We start from the raw sequence: 20,066 nt of genomic DNA, 5'->3' as shown, positions 1-20,066 counted from the left end.
AGATTGCCAGAATCAGAAATATCCTAATCGTCACAACTTCTGTAAGGTCACCTATACAATTAAATATGCTAATTAACTAATAAAGGCGCGCATTATTCACCTTATCCGTCACAACTGTCGGATAACACTGAGATGGCTACTGGTCAAACGGTCGCGCCGCTGCGTGACGGGCGTTGCGGAGTGCGCGCGGCCGCTGGGATTATTTCGGTCGATGCCGGGCAATGCGCGTTATTCGATAATGCGGGCGCAAATGCAGGCCATGCCAATGCCGCGCAAGCCGCCGCACTGAGCCACACCACCGGCCATCCCGACAGCGCCAGCAGCATTGGAATCGCAGAAGGCGCAATCCAGAAAGCGATAAACGCGCCGGTATTACCCATCGCAAGCGCACTGCCGACGCGGCCGTGGCCAGCCAGCGTCGCGAGTTCGGTGTAGGCGACGCCATGCCACGCGGAGGCCATGATGCCGCCCGCCACGAGCAGCACCGACAGCGCGATCACGGCGCCCGGCGACAGGCCCGGAGCATGATGCGCAGCCGCCGCACAGAGCGCGGTCGCCGCCGCCAGCAGCACGAAGAACGCCACGCTCAGCGCCACACAGGTACGCAGCCAGACGTTGCGATTGCCGTGCCGGTCGGTCCAGCGTCCGCCCCAGACGCGCAGACACGCCGCGCCCATCTGCACGATCGCGAGCACCACACCCGCCGTCGCCGCGCCGGCGTGCGCGAAGTCGTGCAGGAAGACGCTCGCAAACGCGATCACCGCGACCTGCGGCATGCACAGCGCCGCGATGCCGCCGACCAAAAGCCAGACCTCGGCGCGGCGCAGCGGCGAGCGTGCCAACGGTGTATTGCCTGCGGGATTGTGGATGGCGGCATCGGACGGGGTGGTATCGGGTTCCCGCACCCACAGCACGGTAAAAATCGCCGAGACCAGACACATCGCCGCCAGCGCGCCATACACCCAGACGAATCCCGCCCACGACGCCAGCGCCGGCAGCATCAACGCACCGATGCCCGCGCCCGCCGGCACCGCGGTCTGCCGGATACTCATCGCAAGGCCGCGCTCCTGCGGCCCGAACCAGGCCATCACCGCACGTCCGCTCGAACCGTTGACGCTGCCGCCCAGCAGCCCGATGGCGAGAAAGCCCACCGCCAGCGCATGCGGTCCCGGCACGCGGGCAGCGGACGGGACGCACCAGAGCGCCATGGCGACTAGCGCGGCCATCGTCGATGCGAGCCCCAGCATCTGCACGCGGCGATCGCCCCAGCGGTCCGTTAGCAGTCCCCAAGGTAATTCGCTGAGCACGATGCCAAGCCCGAGCATGCCGACCACGAAACCCAGTTCGCCCGTGCCGATGTGATAAGCCGGGCGCATCCACACCGCGGTGGCGGGAATGCCCGAGAACGTGGCCGCGAAGCTCGCGTTGGCCACGACGCCCACGCCCAGCACCTTCCATCGATGCGACGCGGCGCGCCCGTTCGCCTGATCCATGACTGCCTCCAGAAATGCATTGACTGAGGGCATGCTATGGGCGCACCATTTATCGGAAAAGCAGGAATATCGAATAAGAGTGATCGGTTTTACCGAAACATCTTCCCCGTCTGCACACACAGTCTCGACATGAACGCTCGCGGTCTCGATCTCGCGCAGTTGCGCACCTTTCTCGCCGTCACCGAAGCAGGCAGTGTGTCGGGCGCAGCCGAGCGCATATTTCTTTCGCAATCCTCAGTGAGCGAGCAGCTCAAGAAGCTCGAAGATCGCATCGGCCTGCCGCTGTTCGTGCGCAGCAAGCAGGGCGTGACGCCCACGCCCTCTGGCGCGAAGCTCGCCGAGCATGCGCGCCGCATCGTGGCGATGTGCGACGCGGCCTTCGACGATATGCTCGGGCGCTCGCTCGACGGCGAGGTGCGCATCGCCATCACCGATTACTACCGCCCGCACGACGTAGCCGCGATCATCCGGCGCTTTGCAAGCCAGCATCCGCGTCTGCGCCTGCATGTGACCGTGCTGCCGAGCGCCGTGATCGACGCGAGCGAGCAGGAGAACATCTTCGATATCGGTCTGTCACTGCGGATGGTCGATGTGCCAGCCGCACGCGCGGCGACGCGTTCCGGCGAGGGGCGCGCACGCCAGAGCACCGTGATCCGTCGCGAGAAATTGCAGTGGGTGGCTGCGCGCGAAACGCTGCGCGAACAGGCGTCGCTTGCGCCTCCGTGGCCGCTGGTGTTGTTGCCGTCGGCCTGCCAGCTGCAGCGCTATGTAGTGAAACTGCTCGAACGCGCGCGTATACCGTATCTGATTTCGCATTCGGCATCAGGCGTGGCCGGGCTGCAACTGGCGCTCAAGGCGGGGTTGGGGTTGTCGTGTCTGAACGAATCGGCGATTGGCGAGGGCGTGGAGGTGTGCCCCGCTTCGTTCGGCCTGCCGGCGCTGCCGGCAGCCGAATTCCATCTGTTGCCGGGGCAGCCCGGCGAGAGCGCGCATATCACGCATGCGCGCGAGGCGCTCGCGGCTCTGCTGGGCTAGCGGGCCGCGCCGCGTTTCACGGCGGGTGCCTCAGGCTCTCGCGCTCACCAGATCGGCGAAACGCAGCAGATCGACGTTGCCGCCGGAAATCAGCACGCCGACGCGCTTGCCGCGCACATTGACCTTGCCGTGCAGCACGGCAGCCGCCGCGAGGCAGCCCGTCGGCTCGACCACAAGCTTCATGCGGCTCGCGAAAAACTTCATCGTCTCGACCAGTTCGGCATCGCTCACCGTGACGATCTCCTGCACGCGCTCGCGGATTACCGCGAAGGTGTAGTTGCCGAGGTGCTGCGTCTGCGCGCCATCGGCGATGGTCTTGGGCGTGTCGATATGGACGATGTCGCCCGACTGGAAGCTGCGCTGGCCGTCGTTGCCCGCTTCCGGCTCCACGCCGATCACCGCGCAGCGCGGCGCAAGCGAATGCGCCGTCGTCGCGCAGCCCGAGAGCAGGCCGCCGCCGCCCAGCGGCGTGAGCAGCACGTCCAGTTCGCCCACGTCCTCGAACAGCTCCTTGGCCGCCGTGCCCTGCCCCGCCATCACATGCGGGTGGTCGTAGGGCGGAATCAGCGTGAGGCCGCGCTCTTGCGCCAGACGCTGGCCCAGCGCCTCGCGGTCTTCGGTATAGCGGTCGTAAAACACGACTTCGCCGCCGTAGCCGCGCGTAGCCTCGACTTTCACAGCTGGCGCGTCGTGCGGCATCACGATCACCGCCTTCACGCCGAGCAGTTGCGCCGAGAGCGCAATTGCCTGCGCATGATTGCCCGACGAGAACGTGATCACGCCGCCCTGCTTCTGCTGCGGCGTGAACTGCGCGATGGCGTTGTATGCGCCGCGGAACTTGAACGCGCCCATGCGCTGGAAGTTCTCGCACTTGAAGAACAGCTCCGCGCCGGCGAGCGCGTTGGCGGTGCGCGAAGTCATGACGGGCGTGCGATGCGCGACGCCGCGAATGCGCTCGTGCGCGGCGGCAACGTCTTCGAAGGTGATCGGCAAGGTGCTCATGGTCGGTGCTCGCTGGGCAAGTAGGAATAGACGGTCGGACGCGCCACGCCGAGCGTACGCGCGACTTCGGCAAGCGCGTGGCGCAGGTTGAGGTGGCCGCTCTCGGCGAGTTCGCGCACGGCTTCGCGGCGCTGCGCGAGCGTCATGCCGATGGGCGTGGTGTTGCGCGCGGCGGCGAAACGTTCGAGCGCGGCGCGGATGGTTTCGCGCGCCTCGCCGTTGGCGTGCGGCGCGAGCGTTTCGGTGACAGGCGCGGCCGGGCCGGCCTGCATCAACTGGCCGAGCCCCGCGGTGACGGCGCCGAGCAGCGATACGTCCATGTTCAGACAGATCGCCGCGACACACTCGCCCGCGCTGTTCTTCAAGCCGATAGAGGTGCTTTTGACCGGGCGGCCATCAGGGAAGCGATTGGGATAGTTGGCAACCACATCGGGGAAGCCCGGGTCCGCGATGCGCGCGAGCCCCATTTCGGTAGCCGCTTCGCCAACCTGGCGGCCTGACAGATTGTTCGCAATAGCGGCGACCGATTGTTCGGGCGCGGTGAGATCGTGCAGCACCACCTCGACGAGCGGCGCGAGCGTCTGGCCGAGCGCCTCGACGATCTTGCGGCCTTCGCGCAGGAGGAGCTGGTTTTCGCGCTCAACGGCGCTGGGATTGGCTGGCTTCGACATGAATGACATTTTGACGGTTTACGACAAATTGTCAAACGCTACACGTAGCGCGGGAGATCAGTTGCCGAGCAGGAGCGCGAAGAAAGCGAAGACGATGCTGGCCACCGAAGCGCGCAGAGGGGCGACGGGCGCGGGGGACAGTTGCAAACGGGTAAGGTCGGTCGCTGGGCCAGGACTCATGGCGTAACTCCGGTTAAACGCAGCGATATGCCGCGCTTAGAAAAGAGTCAGCTTAGATATCCCGTTTTCTTGCCTGAATCGGACGAATACTAAAACACTTGAAACCCATGAAAAACGCCCTTGCAGCGAGCGGGCTGCAAGGGCGTTTTTGAAGCGGTACTACGCGCGCGAACGCTATTAGAACGGAATATCGTCGTCCATTTCGTCGAAGCCGCCGCCAGCCGGCGCGCTCGGACGGCCGCCGCCGCTGCTTGCGCCGCCACCGCTCGAACGCGGAGCGCCACCGCCGCCGGACATACGGCCGCCGCCGCGCGGTGCCGACGATTGCTGGCTGTAGCCGCCGTCGTCGCCCATATCGCCGCCAGCCGGAGCACCGCCGCCGCTGCGGCCGCCCAGCATCTGCATCTGATCCGCGACGATTTCCGTCGAGTAACGGTCGGTGCCGTCCTGCGCCTGCCACTTACGGGTGCGGATACGGCCTTCGATATACACCGACGAACCCTTCTTCAGGTATTCCGAGACGATCTCGGCCAGACGGCCGAAGAACGCCACGCGGTGCCATTCGGTCATTTCCTTGAACTCGCCGGACGCCTTGTCCTTGTAGCGGTCGGTCGTCGCGAGGCGGATGTTCGCCACGGCGTCGCCGCTCGGCAGATAACGGACTTCCGGCTCAGCGCCGAGGTTGCCGACGAGGATCACCTTGTTCACGGATGCCATGAAATTCTCCTGTTGATTCAGTTGCAAGGAGCGGCCGGGCGCACACCACGCAATCGCTCACCGTGCGACTGCCGGGCGCGGACCATCTCCGCGAAAGTTGTTGCTGCGCGGCGCACCTCATGGCGCGCGAGCGCTTCTATTCAGATTCAGGCCCGCCGGGCGCGGGTCTGGCTCAAGCCTGCTTCGGCTCAGCCCGCTTCGGCGGGGCCTTCATGGTGGCCGCGATTATAAGCCAGCACGCTACGAGGCCCGAACACGTGTAAAACACGGCGCTCGCGCCGTCGTGCTTGAGCATCCAGCCGCCCACCACGCCGCCCAGCGCGAGGCCAATCGACTGCGTGGTGTTATAGACGCCAGTTGCCGCGCCCTTACGGTTGCCCGGTGCGAGTTTCGACACCAGCGAAGGCTGCGACGCTTCCAGAATATTAAAGCCGAGGAAGTACACGAAGAGCACAGCCGCCACGATTGCAATGGTATGCGCAAGCGAGCCAAGAAGAAGCTGGCCGATCAGGATAAGTCCAATGGCCGATACCAGCACCGCCTTCATCTTGCCCTTCTTCTCCGCCGCGATGATCGCAGGGACCATCAAGACGAACGACAGGCCCATCACCGGCAGATAAATCTTCCAGTGCGCCGACACCGGCAGGCCCGCATCCACGAGCAGGCGCGGCACGACGAGGAACAGCGCTGTCTGCGTGGCATGCAGCACCAGCACGCCAAAGTTAAGCCGCAGCAGTTCGACGTTATGCAGGACTTCGGAGAACGGCGCGCGCACGTGCACGGGCTTGGGCGCATCCGGCACCACCCACAGCACCACGCCCACGGCCACGATCGAGAGCACACCCACCAGCGTGAACAGCCCGCTCATGCCGAGCCAGTGGAACACGACCGGCGCGCCCACGATCGCCACGGCGAACGACAGGCCGATCGAGCCGCCGACCGTCGCCATCGCCTTGGTGCGGTTCTGCTCGGAAGTCAGATCGGCGATAAAGGCGAGCACGGCGGACGACACCGCGCCCATGCCCTGAATCACCCGGCCGACGATGATCCACGTCATATCGTGCGCACCAGCCGCGACAAAGCTGCCGATCGCGAAGATCACGAGACCGGCGGCGATCACGGGCTTGCGCCCGATCCTGTCGGAGATCCAGCCGTAGAAAATGTAGAGGAGCGACTGCGTCACGCCGTACGCGCCCAGCGCGATACCGACGAGCAGCACGTTGTCGCCGCCGGGAATGGTTTTCGCATAGACCGAAAACACCGGCATGATCATGAACAGGCCCAGCATGCGCAGCGCGAAGATCGCGGCAAGCGACACGGTCGCACGCCGTTCAGGCGCGCTCATGCGTGAAGAGGTAGCGGGTGAGTTGGAGGACATCGGAGCGTTTTGTGATTTGGCCGCCGCTGCCCGCCGGTCATGCGCGTTGGGGCTTTGGCGCTGACCGAGGCCCGGTACTTGTCCGGGTCGCATGCTAGAGCTGTCGATTCGCTTGCAGGGTCCTCGTGCGAACGCTTCAGAACCCTTTCAAAGACCGTCAGCAAGCCGTAACGGCGGTCTGGAAAAGTCGTTATAGTAGCAGGTTTAGCCTCCCTTTCTCCCGCAGGTTCATGGAACAGATCCGTATCCGTGGGGCCCGAACCCACAACCTGAAGAACGTCAATCTGGACCTGCCGCGCCACAAGCTCGTGGTGATCACCGGGCTTTCGGGCTCGGGCAAGTCCTCCCTGGCATTCGACACGCTTTACGCGGAAGGCCAGCGCCGCTACGTGGAAAGCCTCTCGGCCTACGCCCGTCAGTTCCTGCAACTGATGGAAAAGCCCGACGTCGACCTGATCGAGGGTCTGTCGCCGGCTATCTCCATTGAGCAGAAAGCGACCTCGCACAACCCGCGGTCGACAGTCGGCACGGTCACCGAAATTCACGACTACCTGCGACTTCTTTACGCACGTGTGGGCACGCCATACTGCCCGGATCACGAGATCGCGCTGGAATCGCAAAGCGTCTCGCAGATGGTGGACGCCGCGCTCGCGCTGCCCGAAGAAACGAAGCTGATGATCCTCGCGCCGGTCGTGGTCGACCGCAAAGGCGAGCACGCAGAACTCTTCGACGACATGCAGGCGCAGGGTTTCGTGCGCTTCCGGGTGCGCTCGGGCGGCGGCACGGCCAACGAGGGCGAGGCAAAGATCTACGAAGTGGAGTCGCTGCCCAAGCTCAAGAAGAGCGAGCGCCACACCATCGACGTGGTGGTGGACCGCCTGAAGGTGCGCCCGGACATGAAGCAGCGTCTCGCGGAATCGTTCGAGACAGCGCTTCGTCTGGCCGAAGGCCGCGCCATCGCGCTCGAAATGGATACGAACAAGGAGCATCTGTACAGCTCGAAGTTCGCCTGCCCGATCTGCTCGTACTCGCTGCCGGAGCTGGAGCCGCGCCTCTTCTCGTTCAACAACCCGATGGGCGCGTGCCCGGAGTGCGACGGCCTCGGCCAGATCACCTTCTTCGATCCGAAGCGGGTGGTCGCGCATCCGTCGCTGTCGCTCGCGGCGGGCGCCGTGAAGGGCTGGGATCGCCGTAACCAGTTCTACTTCCAGATGCTGCAAAGCCTGGCGGCGTTCTATGACTTCGATATCGATACCGCGTTCGAAGATCTGCCGGAGAAAGTGCGCAAGATCCTGCTGTACGGTTCGGGCAAGCAGGAAATCCCGTTTTCGTACATCAACGAGCGCGGGCGCACGTCCGTGCGCGAGCATGTGTTCGAGGGGATCATCCCGAATCTGGAGCGCCGCTACCGCGAGACCGATTCGTCGGCGGTGCGCGAGGAACTGTCCAAGTACCAGAACAACCAGGCGTGCCCGCACTGCGAAGGCACGCGACTGCGCCGCGAGGCGCGCTTCGTTCGCATCGGCATGAACGAGGACGCGCGCGCCATCTACGAGGTGAGCGGCTGGCCGCTGCGCGACACGCTCGGCTACTTCCAGACGCTGCGCCTCGAAGGCGCCAAGCGCGAGATCGCCGATAAGGTCGTCAAGGAAATCGTCGCGCGTCTGATGTTCCTGAATAACGTCGGGCTCGATTACCTGTCGCTGGAGCGCAGCGCCGAGACGCTTTCCGGCGGCGAGGCGCAGCGTATCCGGCTGGCGTCGCAGATCGGTTCGGGCCTGACGGGCGTGATGTACGTGCTCGACGAACCGTCGATCGGCCTGCATCAGCGCGACAACGACCGCCTGATTTCCACGCTCAAGCACCTGCGCGACCTCGGCAATTCCGTGATCGTCGTGGAGCACGACGAAGACATGATCCGCATGGCGGATTACGTCGTCGATATGGGACCGGGCGCGGGCGTGCACGGCGGCATGGTGATTGCGCAAGGCACCCCTCAACAGGTCGAGCATGATCCGGCTTCGATGACGGGCCAGTACCTGTGCGGCGCGCGCCGCATCGACTACCCGGACGAGCGCATCGAGCCGGGCGAGCGCCGGCTGCGCATCGTCGAGGCTTATGGCAACAACCTCAAACACGTCACGCTCGATCTGCCGGTCGGGCTGCTGACCTGCGTGACGGGTGTGTCTGGCTCGGGCAAGTCCACGCTCATCAACGACACGCTGTACCACGCGGTCTCGCAGCATCTGTACGGATCGTCGGCGGAACCGGCGCCGTTCGAGGCCATCGAAGGTCTGGAGCACTTCGACAAGGTCATCAACGTCGATCAATCCCCGATCGGGCGCACGCCGCGCTCGAATCCGGCTACCTACACGGGCCTCTTCACGCCGATCCGCGAGCTGTTCGCGGGCGTGCCGGCGGCCAAGGAGCGCGGCTACGAATCGGGCCGCTTCTCGTTCAACGTGAAGGGCGGGCGCTGCGAAAGCTGTCAGGGCGACGGCGTGCTGAAGGTGGAAATGCACTTCCTGCCCGATGTCTACGTGCCCTGCGACGTCTGCCACGGCAAGCGCTACAACCGCGAGACGCTGGAGATCCAGTATAAGGGCCGGAACATCAGCGAAGTGCTCGACATGACGGTGGAAACCGCCTACGAGTTTTTCAAGGCGGTGCCGGTCGTGGCGCGCAAGCTCAAAACCTTGCTGGACGTGGGTCTGGGCTATATCCGCCTGGGCCAGTCGGCCACCACGCTTTCGGGCGGCGAGGCGCAGCGCGTGAAGCTTTCGCTCGAACTGTCCAAGCGCGATACCGGCCGCACGCTCTACATCCTGGACGAGCCGACCACCGGTCTGCACTTCCACGACATCGCGCTGTTGCTGGAAGTGATCCACCGGCTTCGCGATCAGGGCAATACGGTCGTGATCATCGAGCATAATCTCGATGTAATCAAAACCGCGGACTGGATCGTCGACATGGGGCCCGAAGGGGGCGCGGGCGGCGGACAGATCGTGGCGCAGGGCACGCCCGAGCACGTGGCGAAGGCGAAGGCCAGCTTCACGGGCCGCTATCTCGCCCCGCTGCTCAAGCGTTCCGGCGGCAAGGTCACGGCACTCGACACGGCGTCGGGAAAATAAGCAGTCACTAAAACTGCACAAACAACGGGACGGGGGCTTCACGCTTTGAGCGCGTCGCCCCCAACGAACGGGACGGGGACCGCTCAGGCGATCGGCCCCCAGGGTCTGGAGACGGGAAACACGCATGGTCAAGCGCAACGAAGCGACCGACTCGACGGACGACAAGCAACAGGTTCGCGACCTGCGGCCGCGGCCCGTCAGGCTCACGAGCGACATGAGCCTGCCGAAGCTTTCGGCGGTGGAGATCGGCAGCTATGTGGCTGCACTCGCCGGCATGCTGGCGATACTGCACCTGAACCTGCTGGGCGCCCTGCTCGCGGGCATGCTGGTTTATCAGCTCGTGCATACGATTTCGCCGCTGATCGAGCGGCGCATGTCGAGCAGCCGCGCGCGCTGGCTTTCGGTGGTGCTGGTATCGATCGTGATCGTGGGCGTGCTCACGGGCCTGACGATCGGCGTCATCGAGCAGTTCGAGAACGACGTGCCGAGCGTGCAGAAGGTCATGGCGCAGATGATGAATTTCGTCGATCAGGCGCGCGGGCGCATTCCCGACGCCATCGCCGCCTATCTTCCCGTCGATGTCGCGCAGATGAAGCTCAAGGCGCTTGCGCTGATGCACGAGCACGCCACCCAGCTGGGCCAGGGCGGCAAGAACGCGGCGCGCATCCTCGGGCATATCGTGATCGGCATGATCATCGGCGCGATTATCGCGATTGGCGCGCAGAAAAACGCCACGCGCTTGCCGCTGTCTACCGCGTTCGTCGCGCGCGTGTCGCGTTTCGCCGATGCGTTCCGCCGCATCGTGTTTGCGCAGGTGAAGATTTCGGCGATCAACACGGTGTTCACCGGTTTGTTCCTGCTGCTGGTGCTGCCGGTGTTTCACGCGCCGCTGCCGCTGGCGAAGATGCTCGTGGTGGTGACGTTCGTGGTGGGCCTGCTGCCGGTGATCGGCAATCTGATTTCGAATACGCTGATCGTCGCGATTGCGCTGACGGTGAGCCTGCCGGCGGCGGTCACGGCGCTGGCGTTTTTGATCGTGATCCACAAGCTCGAGTATTTCCTGAACGCGCGCATCGTGGGCGGGCAGATCGAGGCGCGCACGTGGGAACTGCTGGTGGCGATGCTGGTGATGGAGGCCGCGTTCGGCATCCAGGGCGTAATCGCCGCGCCGATTTTTTACGCGTATATCAAGCGCGAGCTGATTTATTTGCGGCTGGTTTGAGGGCTGGTTTTAGAAGCGCGCGATTCATGAAAAATGGCCCCTTTTCGGGGCCATTTTCTTTGACTGCCAGGGCATTCAGCCAATCAACGGAACACCACCGTCTTGTGCCCATTGAGCACGATGCGGTGCTCGACATGCCACTTCACCGCACGCGCGAGCGTCACGCACTCCACATCGCGACCGATCGCGGTGAGTTGCTCCGGCGTCATGTTGTGATCGACGCGCTCGACTTCCTGCTCGATGATCGGGCCTTCGTCCAGATCCGACGTCACATAATGCGCCGTCGCGCCGATCAGCTTCACGCCGCGGTCGAATGCCTGGTAATACGGCTTCGCGCCCTTGAAGCTCGGCAGGAACGAATGGTGAATATTGATCGCGCGGCCTTCCAGCGCCCCGCACAGTTGCGGCGACAGAATCTGCATGTAGCGCGCGAGCACCACCAGATCGGCGCGCTCGTTGTTCACCACGTCCAGCACGCGCGCTTCCTGCGCGGCCTTGTCGGCAGCCGTGCCGCCGAGCAGCGGGAAATGATGGAACGGGATGTTGTAGCTCGCCGCCAGTTGATAAAACTCCTTGTGATTCGAGATGATCGCGGGAATTTCAATCGGCAACTGGCCGGTGCGGTAGCGGAACAGCAGATCGTTCAGGCAGTGACCGATCTTCGACACCATGATGACCACGCGCGGCTTCACGCTCGCGTCGTGCAGCTCCCAGCGCATGCCGAACTCATCGGCCAGCGGCGCGAACGCTGCGCGCAGACCGTCGAGGCCCGCGTCGCCGCCCACCTGCTGGAAGTGCACGCGCATGAAGAACTCGCCCGTGTGGCTGTCGCCGAACTGGGCCGAATCGAGAATGTTGCTGCCGCGCTCGAACAGGAAACCCGACACGGCATGCACGATGCCCGGCCGGTCGGCGCACGACAGTTTGAGAATGAAGCTGTGATCGGTCGACATGACCTTGGTAACTCCCGTCATTGCTATCTGATTCAAAAGGGCTAGTTAAAAACCCAACGCCCTTTCACAGCGTCGGTGATTCGAAAATCGCGGCGATGCCCTCGCACGCGTCTTCGTCGATCCATTGGCGGCGCAGCAGCAGATCGAGCGTCGCGAGGCTCGCGTCGACCGTCATGCGGCCTTCCTCGACCCAGCGCGCGGCTTCGCCGATGCGCGCGAGACGATGCTCGCCCACTTCGCCGTCCTGATTGTGCGGCACGAAATCGTCCGGCAACACGAGGTCGTAGACGAAGATCTGCTCGGCCTGAGTGCCTTCGGGTAGCGATTGCAGCACGTGTACCGTGCGGCCGGGCGTGGCGCGCGCGGCCAGTTCGGCGGCGATGCCCGCTTCTTCCCAGCATTCCTTGGCGAGCGTGGCCTCGATGCCCAGACCCCAGCCGATGCCGCCCGCCACGACGTTGTCGAGCATGCCGGGATCGGTGGCCTTGGTGTCGGCGCGGCGCGCGATCCACAACTTCGGCTCGCCGGGTGTTGAAGACGCCGCATATTCTACGACGCCGTTCAGATGCACCGCGTAGGTCAGGGTGCCGAAGAAGCGCGAAGCAGCGCGCTCGATAAACGCAAGCGGCGGCGCATCGAAGCTATTGCGGATCGCGTAGGTTTCGTCGCGCCAGCCCGGAATACGGCCTTCGGCCGCCAGCGCGCCGATCACCGAACCCAGCGCCGCGCTGCGCGCCGTCACGTTGTCGAAGTGCTCGCCGAGCGCCACGCGCGCATCCGGCCCGGCATCGACGATCGTGAAGACATCCGGCCAGCGTGCGAGCAGCGCGACATCGGCGCGGCGAATCCAGCCCACGCGTTCGTCGGCGATAAAAAACGGCAGATGCGCGCTCGCGTCGAAGCGGCGCGCGTCGGTGATGCAAGGCAAGGTCATCTCGGGAAACTCCGGGCGTCAGTCGCGCAGCGCAATGCGCATACCGATGGCGATGAAGGTGATACCGGCGAGGCGGTCGAGCCACACGCCCGCGCGCGGACGGCGCTTGAGCCAGCCGCCGATGGTGCCCGCGCACAGCCCGAACGCCGAAAATACCACGAGCGTCTGCAGCATGAACACGAGGCCGAGTTCCAGCATCTGCAGCGTCACGCTTTGCGCGCCGCCTTGCACACCGCGCGTATCGATGAACTGCGGCAGAAACACCACGAAAAACAGCGTCACCTTCGGGTTCATCACGTTACCCAGCACGCTCTGGCGAAAGATCGTCGAGAGCGGCTGGCGCGGCCGCTCGCCCGCCGCGGCCAGCCCCTGGCTGCGCAAAGCCTTCACGCCGATCCAGATCAGATACGCGGCGCCCGCGAGCTTGAGAATCTGGAACGCGAGCGGCGACGAACGCAGCAGCGCGGCAATGCCGAGCGCCGCCAGCGTGGTATGAAACGTCACGCCCGCAGCGAAGCCGAGCGCGGACACCAGCCCGGCCGCGCGGCCCTGCGAAATGCCGCGCGCGAGCACCTGAAGGTTGTCCGGGCCAGGCGCGAAGGTGATGGCAAGCGACGTCGCCAGAAAGAGCGCGAAGTTGGGCATGGCCTCAAGGCCTCCGTGGAATCAATGTCCGCTGAACGAGGTGATGGTGAAGAGCGGCAGGCCCGCTTCGGTGAGCAGCTTCGAGCCGCCCAGTTCCGGCAGGTCGATGATCGCTGCGCCCTCCACCACGCTTGCGCCCAGACGCTCCAGCAGGCGCTTGCCCGCGAGCATGGTGCCGCCCGTGGCGATCAGATCGTCGACGATCACCACGCGGTCGCCCTGGCCCACCGCATCCTCGTGAATCTCGACCGTCGATTCGCCGTATTCGAGCTTGTAGGTCTCCGACACCGTCTTGTACGGCAGCTTGCCGATCTTGCGGATCGGCACGAAGCCCACGTTCAGTTCGTACGCCACGATCGGCCCGATGATGAAGCCGCGCGCGTCCAGACCCGCGATGCAGTCGAGCTTCATGTCCACGTAACGCTCGACGAACAGGTCGATCAGCACGCGCAGGCCCTTCGGGTCGCCGATCAGCGGCGTGATGTCGCGGAACTGCACTCCCGGCTGAGGCCAGTCGGGCACCGTGCGGATCAGGCTGTTTACGAACTGCGCAGAATCGGCGCTCGCGTTCGCAGGTGCGTTGGACATGATTTCTCCGGGTAGTAGCAAGAGTTGAAGCAGGAATAAAGAGAGGAGCCGATAAACGGGGCTGGACCCCGTTCGCGCCTTACGCCGCCGCTGCGCCCGTGCCCGACTTGCGGTGCCGGGAAAGGCGCTCCTCGGCCAGCGCGAGCTGTTCGGGCAGGCCGCGCAGCACGACGATGTCGGCTTCGCGCAGCTTCGTCGACGGATCCGGCTCCACGCCGCGAATGCCGTGGCGGCGGATCGCCGTCACTTCCACGCCGAGATCGACGAGGCCCAGATCGGCCAGCGTTCGGCCCACGGCGTCGGCGCGCGGATCGACCGGTACGGATTGTAGCCGCACCTGCTCGTGACCGTCCTCGCCGGCATCGTCGGTGCCGTGGAAATAGCCGCGCAGCAGGCTGTAGCGCTCGTCGCGCAGTTCTTCCACGCGCCGCACCACGCGGCGCATCGGCACGCCCATCAGCACCAGCATGTGCGAGGCCAGCATCAGACTGCCTTCGACGATTTCCGGGATCACCTCGGTCGCGCCGGCCGCCAGCAGACGTTCGAGATCGGCATCGTCGACGGTACGCACGATCACCGGCAGCGTCGGCTCCAGTTCGTGGACGTGGTGCAGCACGCGAAACGCCGACTGCGTATTCGCATAGGTGATCGCCACGGCCGCCGCACGATGGATGCCCGCCGCGACCAGCGACTCGCGCCGCGCCGCGTCGCCGAACACCACCGATTCGCCCGCCGCCGCCGCTGCCGCCACGCGATCCGGGTCGAGGTCGAGCGCCACATACGAGAGCCCTTCGTATTCGAGCATGCGCGCCAGGTTCTGCCCCGCGCGGCCATAACCGCAGACGATCACGTGACCGCTCTGCTTGAGGCTTTGCGTGGCGATGCGCGTCATCATCAGCGACTGCTGCATCCATTCGGTCGAGGACAGGCGCAGCACGATGCGATCGGCGTTCTGGATCAGGAACGGCGCGGCCAGCATCGACAACAGCATCGCCGCGAGAATCGCCTGCAGCAGCGTGGGATCGACGAGGTGCTTGTCCAGAATGAGGTTCAGCAGCACGAAGCCGAATTCGCCGGCCTGCGCGAGACCGAGGCCCGTGCGCATGGCCACGCCAGGCGAGGCGCCAAAGAGACGCGTGAGCGCCGTAATGAGCACGGCCTTGAGCACGATCGGCGCGACCAGAAACGCCGCCACCATGAACGGGTGCTGCCAGATCACATGCGGATTGAGCAGCATGCCCGTGGTCACGAAGAACAGACCGAGCAGCACGTCGCGAAACGGCTTGATGTCCTCTTCCACCTGATGCTTGTAGGGCGTCTCGGCGATCAACATGCCCGCGATGAACGCCCCCAGCGCCAGCGACAGGCCGAATTTATCGGTGATGAACGCTGCGCCCAGCGTGACCAGCAGCACGTTCAGGACGAACAGCTCCTGCGAGCGGCGGCGCGCGACCACGTTGAACCAGCGCGTCATGAACTTCTGGCCGACGAACAGCAGAATCCCCAACGCAAGCACGATCTTGATCGCCGCCATGCCGAGCGATTCGATCAGCGACTTCGACGATCCGCCGAACGCCGCGATCACGATCAGCAGCGGCACCACCGCCAGATCCTGGAACAGCAGCACGCCCAGAATATTGCGGCCATGTTCCGATTCGATCTCCAGCCGCTCCGCCAGCATCTTGCTGACGATGGCCGTCGACGACATCGCCAGCGCGCCGCCCAGCGCCACGCACGCCTGCCAGGTGATATGCACCCACGGCGAGAGCGCGAGGCCCACCAGCAGCGCCACCGCGATCGTCCCCACGACCTGCGAAAGCCCGAGCCCGAACACGGCGCGCCGCATCGCGCGCAGCTTGGCGAGCGAAAACTCCAGCCCGATCGAGAACATCAGAAACACCACGCCGAACTCGGCCAGATTCTGCGCGCCGTGCGTGTCCGGCACGATGCCGAGCGAGCGCGGCCCGACCAGAATGCCGACCGTGAGATAGCCCAGCATCGGCGGCAGGTTCAGGTAACGGAACAGCACGACGCCGACCACCGAAGCGAGCAGCAGGAACAACGTCATTTCCAGCGGGGAGATCATCGTGTGAAGCGTCCTCGTTCTCTTAGGCGTTGCCGAAACTGCTTGTCAGAAAGCGTGTAGCCGGCGGTAATAAAATTTGCCCGCGCCGGTCGGGTCCATGATCGGCGCAAACGATGCGAATTGGGAAGTGCTGCGAGGGACTGTCGAAGAAAGCCAGGCGGGCGGCAAGCGCCAGTGGACGGGCCACGGAGCGCCAGACACGGTGCGCCGCACGCGCATCGATCGCTGTCCGGACACGGGCCACGCGCGCGGGGTGCGCAGGCGCGGCGCGCAGACGCCTTTGCTATACTTCCCGGATGATAGCGAAAATCAATGGCGACCGGGCGCTGAAGCTCGCTCGCGACGTGCTCGACATCGAAGCTGACGCCGTGCGCGGGCTTCGCGACCGGCTCGACGACAACTTCGTCAGCGCGGTCGACCTCATCCTCAGTTGCCGCGGACGCGTCGTCGTTTCCGGCATCGGCAAATCGGGCCACATTGCCCGCAAGCTCGCGGCAACCCTGGCTTCCACGGGCACGCCTGCCTTCTTCGTGCATCCCGCCGAAGCCAGCCACGGCGACCTGGGCATGGTGACCGCCGAAGACGTCTTTATCGGCCTGTCCAATTCCGGCGAATCCGAAGAACTCGTGGCGATCCTGCCGCTCGTCAAGCGCATCGGCGCGAAGATGATCGGCATGACAGGCAATCGTCCGCAATCGACGCTCGGCAAGCTGTGCGACGTCCACCTGGACGCCGGCGTCGAAAAAGAAGCCTGCCCGCTGAATCTCGCGCCGACCGCCAGCACCACGGCGGCGCTCGCGCTGTCGGACGCGCTCGCGGTTGCGGTGCTCGACGCACGCGGCTTCGGCGCGGACGACTTCGCGCGCTCGCATCCGGGCGGCGCGCTCGGCCGCCGTCTGCTCACCTATGTGCGCGACGTGATGCGCACCGGCGACGCCGTGCCGCAGGTCAGCGACACCGCCAGCGTGCGCGACGCCCTCTTCCAGCTCACCGCCAAGCGCATGGGCATGACGGCGATCGTCAACGCCGCGGGCCACGTGGCCGGCATCTTCACCGACGGTGACCTGCGCCGCGTGCTCGAACGCACGGGCGATTTCCGCGATCTGCCGATCGCCGACGTCATGACGAAGGGCCCGCGTACCATCGGCCCGGACCAGCTTGCTGTCGAAGCCGTGGAACTGATGGAGCGCCATCGCATCAATCAGATGCTGGTGGTGGACGCCGAGGGCGCACTCATCGGCGCACTCAACATGCACGACCTGTTCTCCAAGAAGGTGATCTGATGGCGGCTTCCGGCCTTGATGCGAATGCGCGCGCCGCGCGCGTTCGACTGATGATTTTCGACGTCGATGGCGTGCTCACCGACGGCGGCCTGCTGTTCACCGGAGCAGGCGACACCATGAAGGACTTCAACTCGCTCGACGGCCACGGCGCGAAGCTGCTGCGCGAAGCGGGCATCGACACGGCCATCATCACCGGGCGCAAGTCCGAGATCGTCGCCGTGCGCGCGAAGGAGCTGCGCATCACGCATCTGTATCAGGGCGTGGACGACAAGCGCGTCGCGTTCAAGCAGTTGCTCGCCGAAACCGGCGTGACGCCCGAGCAATGCGGCTACATGGGCGACGACTGGCCCGATCTGGCCGTGATGCTCCAGTGCGGCTTCGGCGCCGCGCCGGCCAACGCGCACACCGAAGTGCTGGCGCGCGCCCATTGGGTCACCGACCGCACCGGCGGCCACGGCGCCGTGCGCGAAGTCGCCGACATGATCCTGCGCGCCCAGGGCCACTACGACGCGATGCTCGCGCAGGCCTGTGCACCCGAGAGCCCGGATGCCGGACACGCCGGGGCGCCCCGATGAACCAGAAGTTCCGCCTCACCTCGCTGATTCCGATCGTCTGCGTGGCATTTCTCGCTGGCTTTACCTGGTGGCTGTTTCAGGCCGTCAAGCCGCACGAGAACGAGGCTGCGCCGCGTCCGCTCACGCATTCGCCGGACTATTTCGCCGATAACTTCTCGGTTTCGGAGCTCGACCAGTCGGGCGCCACGCAGTACCGCCTGACCGCCACCCATATGGTGCATTACGAGGACGATCAAGACAGCGACCTCACGATGCCCGCGGTGCGCGCGTTCCAGCCCGGCAAGCCGACCGTCACGGCCACCGGCAAGCGCGGCACGGTGAATTCGGACGCCTCGATCGTCAATCTGTACGACGATGCACGGATCTTGCGCGCGGCCGGTTACGGCGACCCCGAAATGCAGGCTGATTCCGAGCATTTCCGCGTGCTGGTGAACGACGATGTGATCCTGACCGAAAAGCCGGTTAAACTTCGTCGCGGCCTGTCGGTCATGACGGCCACCAACGGCATGAACTACAACAACGTCACCCGGGTCATCCAGCTCTACGGCAACGTCCGTGGCGCGATCGCCCCGGCTGATTCCGGCGGCTCGTCCTGATCCCCCGGGCCGTCCACGCAAGGCATGATTGCATGAACGAATCGCTTTCCCGTCCCTTGTCCGGTCTGTCGAGCGCCGGGCGCTGGCGCCGCGCCGCGTTTGCGACGCTGGGCGCGCTCGTCCTGGCGCTGCCGCTCGCGGGCTTCGCGCCCGCCGCGCACGCCGAACGCGCCGACAAGGACAAACCGCTCAATATCGAAGCGGACAACATGACCTATGACGACCTCAAGCAGCAGACCATCTTCACCGGTCACGTGGTCGCCACCAAGGGCACGATCCTGATCAAGGCCGACAAGCTTGTCGTCACCCAGGACCCGCAGGGTTACCAGTACGCCACCGGTACGGTTGCGCCGGGCACGCCCGACGCCAACCTCGCCTACTTCCGCCAGAAGCGCGAAGGCATCGACGAATACGTCGACGGCACGGCAGAACGCATCGACTACGACGGCAAGCAGGACCTCACCACGCTGACGACACGCGCAACGGTACGCCGCTTGCAAGGTTTGTCGACGGTGATGGACCAGGTCCACGGCAGCGTCGTCACCTATGATGGCCAGAACGACTTCTACACCGCGAAGTCGGGTTCGGACGTCGCGGGCCCGGGCAATCCGAAGGGCCGTGTGCGCGCCATGCTGTCGCCGCGTAACGGCGGCGCGCAGCCGCTCACGGGCGCTTCGACCACGCTCGCGCCCTCCACGAAGCTTCAGGAAGCGCCGCAACAGTGAACATCGCCACCGCCTCCCCCATCCATCAGCGCCCGTCCGCGGGCAAGACGAGTTCGCTCGTCGTGCGCAACCTCAAGAAGCGTTACGGCTCGCGCACCGTGGTCAAGGACGTTTCGCTCGACGTGAAAAGCGGCGAAGTGGTCGGGCTGCTCGGTCCCAACGGCGCGGGCAAGACCACCTCGTTCTACATGATCGTGGGGCTCGTGCCACTCGACGCGGGCGAAATCGATCTCGACGGCCAGTCCATCAGCCTGCTGCCGATCCACAAGCGCGCTGCGCTGGGCCTGTCGTATCTGCCGCAGGAAGCATCGGTGTTCCGCAAGCTGACCGTGGAAGAGAACATCCGCGCGGTGCTCGAACTGCAAAAGGACGAACACGGCAAGCGCCTGGCGAAGGACGTCATCACGGCACGCGCCGAAGCGCTGCTTGACGAACTGCAGATCGCGCATCTGCGCGAGAATCCGGCGCTGTCGCTGTCGGGCGGCGAGCGCCGTCGCGTGGAAATCGCCCGCGCACTGGCCACCGACCCGAGCTTCATCCTGCTGGACGAACCGTTCGCCGGCGTGGACCCGATCGCCGTGCTGGAAATCCAGAAGATCGTCAAGTTCCTGAAGCAGCGCAACATCGGCGTGCTGATTACGGACCACAACGTCCGTGAAACGCTCGGTATCTGCGATCACGCCTACATCATCAGCGACGGCACCGTGCTCGCGGCCGGCGCGCCTGGCGAGATCATCGAAAACGAAAGCGTGCGCCGCGTGTATCTCGGCGAACACTTCCGCATGTAATACGGCCATCCGGGCGCCGCACGCGCCCGGACTCGGCCTTGCCGTCCCCGGGGCACCCTCGCGC

The 20,066-nt window shown here is 65.1% G+C and carries 19 protein-coding genes; 8 read left to right on the top strand and 11 right to left on the bottom strand.

Going from position 1 to position 20,066, the window contains the following annotated elements:
* Positions 1-143 precede the first annotated feature (143 nt).
* Positions 144-1,493, bottom strand: a complete 1,350-nt coding sequence (locus U5A67_RS00405; RefSeq protein ID WP_321815900.1) for an MFS transporter — start codon at positions 1,491-1,493, stop codon at positions 144-146.
* 129 nt (positions 1,494-1,622) lie between these two features.
* Here U5A67_RS00405 and U5A67_RS00400 point away from each other — a divergent pair, with 129 nt between their 5' ends.
* Positions 1,623-2,528 carry a LysR family transcriptional regulator gene (locus tag U5A67_RS00400; RefSeq protein ID WP_321815899.1) on the top strand — a complete coding sequence of 302 codons (906 nt, stop codon included), beginning with the start codon at positions 1,623-1,625 and terminating at the stop codon, positions 2,526-2,528.
* A gap of 30 nt (positions 2,529-2,558) precedes the next feature.
* Here the strand turns inward: U5A67_RS00400 and U5A67_RS00395 are convergent, their stop codons facing one another.
* From U5A67_RS00395 to U5A67_RS00375, 5 genes are all read right to left on the bottom strand, one after another.
* Positions 2,559-3,530 (bottom strand): threo-3-hydroxy-L-aspartate ammonia-lyase, encoded by a 972-nt coding sequence (locus U5A67_RS00395; RefSeq protein WP_321815898.1) that lies wholly within the window; start codon positions 3,528-3,530, stop codon positions 2,559-2,561.
* Positions 3,527-4,201, bottom strand: a complete 675-nt coding sequence (locus U5A67_RS00390; RefSeq protein ID WP_321815897.1) for a transcriptional regulator — start codon at positions 4,199-4,201, stop codon at positions 3,527-3,529. Before U5A67_RS00390 ends, U5A67_RS00395 begins: the two co-directional genes overlap by 4 nt.
* 57 nt (positions 4,202-4,258) lie before the next feature.
* On the bottom strand, positions 4,259-4,381 hold the full coding sequence (locus tag U5A67_RS00385; protein ID WP_321815896.1) for a hypothetical protein: 123 nt from the start codon (positions 4,379-4,381) through the stop codon (positions 4,259-4,261).
* 177 nt (positions 4,382-4,558) lie between these two features.
* A complete protein-coding gene (locus U5A67_RS00380) occupies positions 4,559-5,098 on the bottom strand; it encodes a single-stranded DNA-binding protein (protein WP_321815895.1) in 540 nt (179 codons plus the stop codon).
* A gap of 172 nt (positions 5,099-5,270) precedes the next feature.
* On the bottom strand, positions 5,271-6,476 hold the full coding sequence (locus U5A67_RS00375) for an MFS transporter (protein ID WP_321815894.1): 1,206 nt from the start codon (positions 6,474-6,476) through the stop codon (positions 5,271-5,273).
* Positions 6,477-6,706: 230 nt separating this feature from the next.
* Here U5A67_RS00375 and uvrA point away from each other — a divergent pair, with 230 nt between their 5' ends.
* Together uvrA and U5A67_RS00365 are read left to right on the top strand one after the other, a co-directional pair.
* Positions 6,707-9,607, top strand: a complete 2,901-nt coding sequence (uvrA, locus tag U5A67_RS00370; RefSeq protein WP_205984033.1) for an excinuclease ABC subunit UvrA — start codon at positions 6,707-6,709, stop codon at positions 9,605-9,607.
* Positions 9,608-9,731: 124 nt separating this feature from the next.
* A complete protein-coding gene (locus U5A67_RS00365; RefSeq protein WP_321815893.1) occupies positions 9,732-10,829 on the top strand; it encodes an AI-2E family transporter in 1,098 nt (365 codons plus the stop codon).
* 83 nt (positions 10,830-10,912) lie between these two features.
* On the opposite strand, the gene purU is transcribed toward U5A67_RS00365, so the two are convergent.
* The 5 genes from purU to U5A67_RS00340 form a co-directional block, all read right to left on the bottom strand.
* Complete coding sequence (gene purU / locus U5A67_RS00360; protein WP_205984035.1) at positions 10,913-11,782, bottom strand: formyltetrahydrofolate deformylase; 870 nt, start codon at positions 11,780-11,782, stop codon at positions 10,913-10,915.
* Between the two features lie 64 nt (positions 11,783-11,846).
* The gene (locus U5A67_RS00355; protein WP_321815892.1) at positions 11,847-12,716 is read right to left on the bottom strand and encodes an NUDIX hydrolase; all 870 of its coding nucleotides are present in this window, start codon (positions 12,714-12,716) and stop codon (positions 11,847-11,849) included.
* An 18-nt stretch (positions 12,717-12,734) separates the two neighbouring features.
* Positions 12,735-13,361: a LysE family translocator gene (locus tag U5A67_RS00350; protein ID WP_321815891.1), complete on the bottom strand. Its 627-nt coding sequence runs from the start codon at positions 13,359-13,361 to the stop codon at positions 12,735-12,737.
* Between the two features lie 21 nt (positions 13,362-13,382).
* Positions 13,383-13,949: an adenine phosphoribosyltransferase gene (locus U5A67_RS00345; RefSeq protein WP_205984038.1), complete on the bottom strand. Its 567-nt coding sequence runs from the start codon at positions 13,947-13,949 to the stop codon at positions 13,383-13,385.
* A gap of 79 nt (positions 13,950-14,028) precedes the next feature.
* Positions 14,029-16,035: a cation:proton antiporter gene (locus U5A67_RS00340; protein ID WP_321815890.1), complete on the bottom strand. Its 2,007-nt coding sequence runs from the start codon at positions 16,033-16,035 to the stop codon at positions 14,029-14,031.
* 296 nt (positions 16,036-16,331) lie between these two features.
* On the opposite strand from U5A67_RS00340, the gene kdsD reads away from it, so the two are divergent.
* From kdsD to lptB, 5 genes are read left to right on the top strand one after another with little or no spacing between them, the layout of a single operon-like run.
* The gene (gene kdsD, locus U5A67_RS00335) at positions 16,332-17,318 is read left to right on the top strand and encodes an arabinose 5-phosphate isomerase KdsD (RefSeq protein ID WP_205984040.1); all 987 of its coding nucleotides are present in this window, start codon (positions 16,332-16,334) and stop codon (positions 17,316-17,318) included.
* Positions 17,318-17,893: an HAD family hydrolase gene (locus U5A67_RS00330; protein WP_321815889.1), complete on the top strand. Its 576-nt coding sequence runs from the start codon at positions 17,318-17,320 to the stop codon at positions 17,891-17,893. The genes kdsD and U5A67_RS00330 overlap by 1 nt, the downstream gene beginning before the upstream one ends.
* Positions 17,890-18,489, top strand: coding sequence for an LPS export ABC transporter periplasmic protein LptC (lptC, locus tag U5A67_RS00325; protein ID WP_321815888.1), 600 nt, complete (start codon positions 17,890-17,892; stop codon positions 18,487-18,489). Before U5A67_RS00330 ends, lptC begins: the two co-directional genes overlap by 4 nt.
* 32 nt (positions 18,490-18,521) lie before the next feature.
* Positions 18,522-19,214 (top strand): lipopolysaccharide transport periplasmic protein LptA, encoded by a 693-nt coding sequence (lptA, locus tag U5A67_RS00320; RefSeq protein WP_321815887.1) that lies wholly within the window; start codon positions 18,522-18,524, stop codon positions 19,212-19,214.
* A gap of 20 nt (positions 19,215-19,234) precedes the next feature.
* The gene (gene lptB / locus U5A67_RS00315) at positions 19,235-20,002 is read left to right on the top strand and encodes an LPS export ABC transporter ATP-binding protein (RefSeq protein ID WP_205984151.1); all 768 of its coding nucleotides are present in this window, start codon (positions 19,235-19,237) and stop codon (positions 20,000-20,002) included.
* Positions 20,003-20,066 lie beyond the last annotated feature (64 nt).

The organism is Paraburkholderia sp. J69-1, from assembly GCF_905220255.1.
In the GTDB taxonomy this organism is placed as follows: domain Bacteria; phylum Pseudomonadota; class Gammaproteobacteria; order Burkholderiales; family Burkholderiaceae; genus Paraburkholderia.
This window is presented reverse-complemented; position numbering and strand designations above follow the sequence as displayed.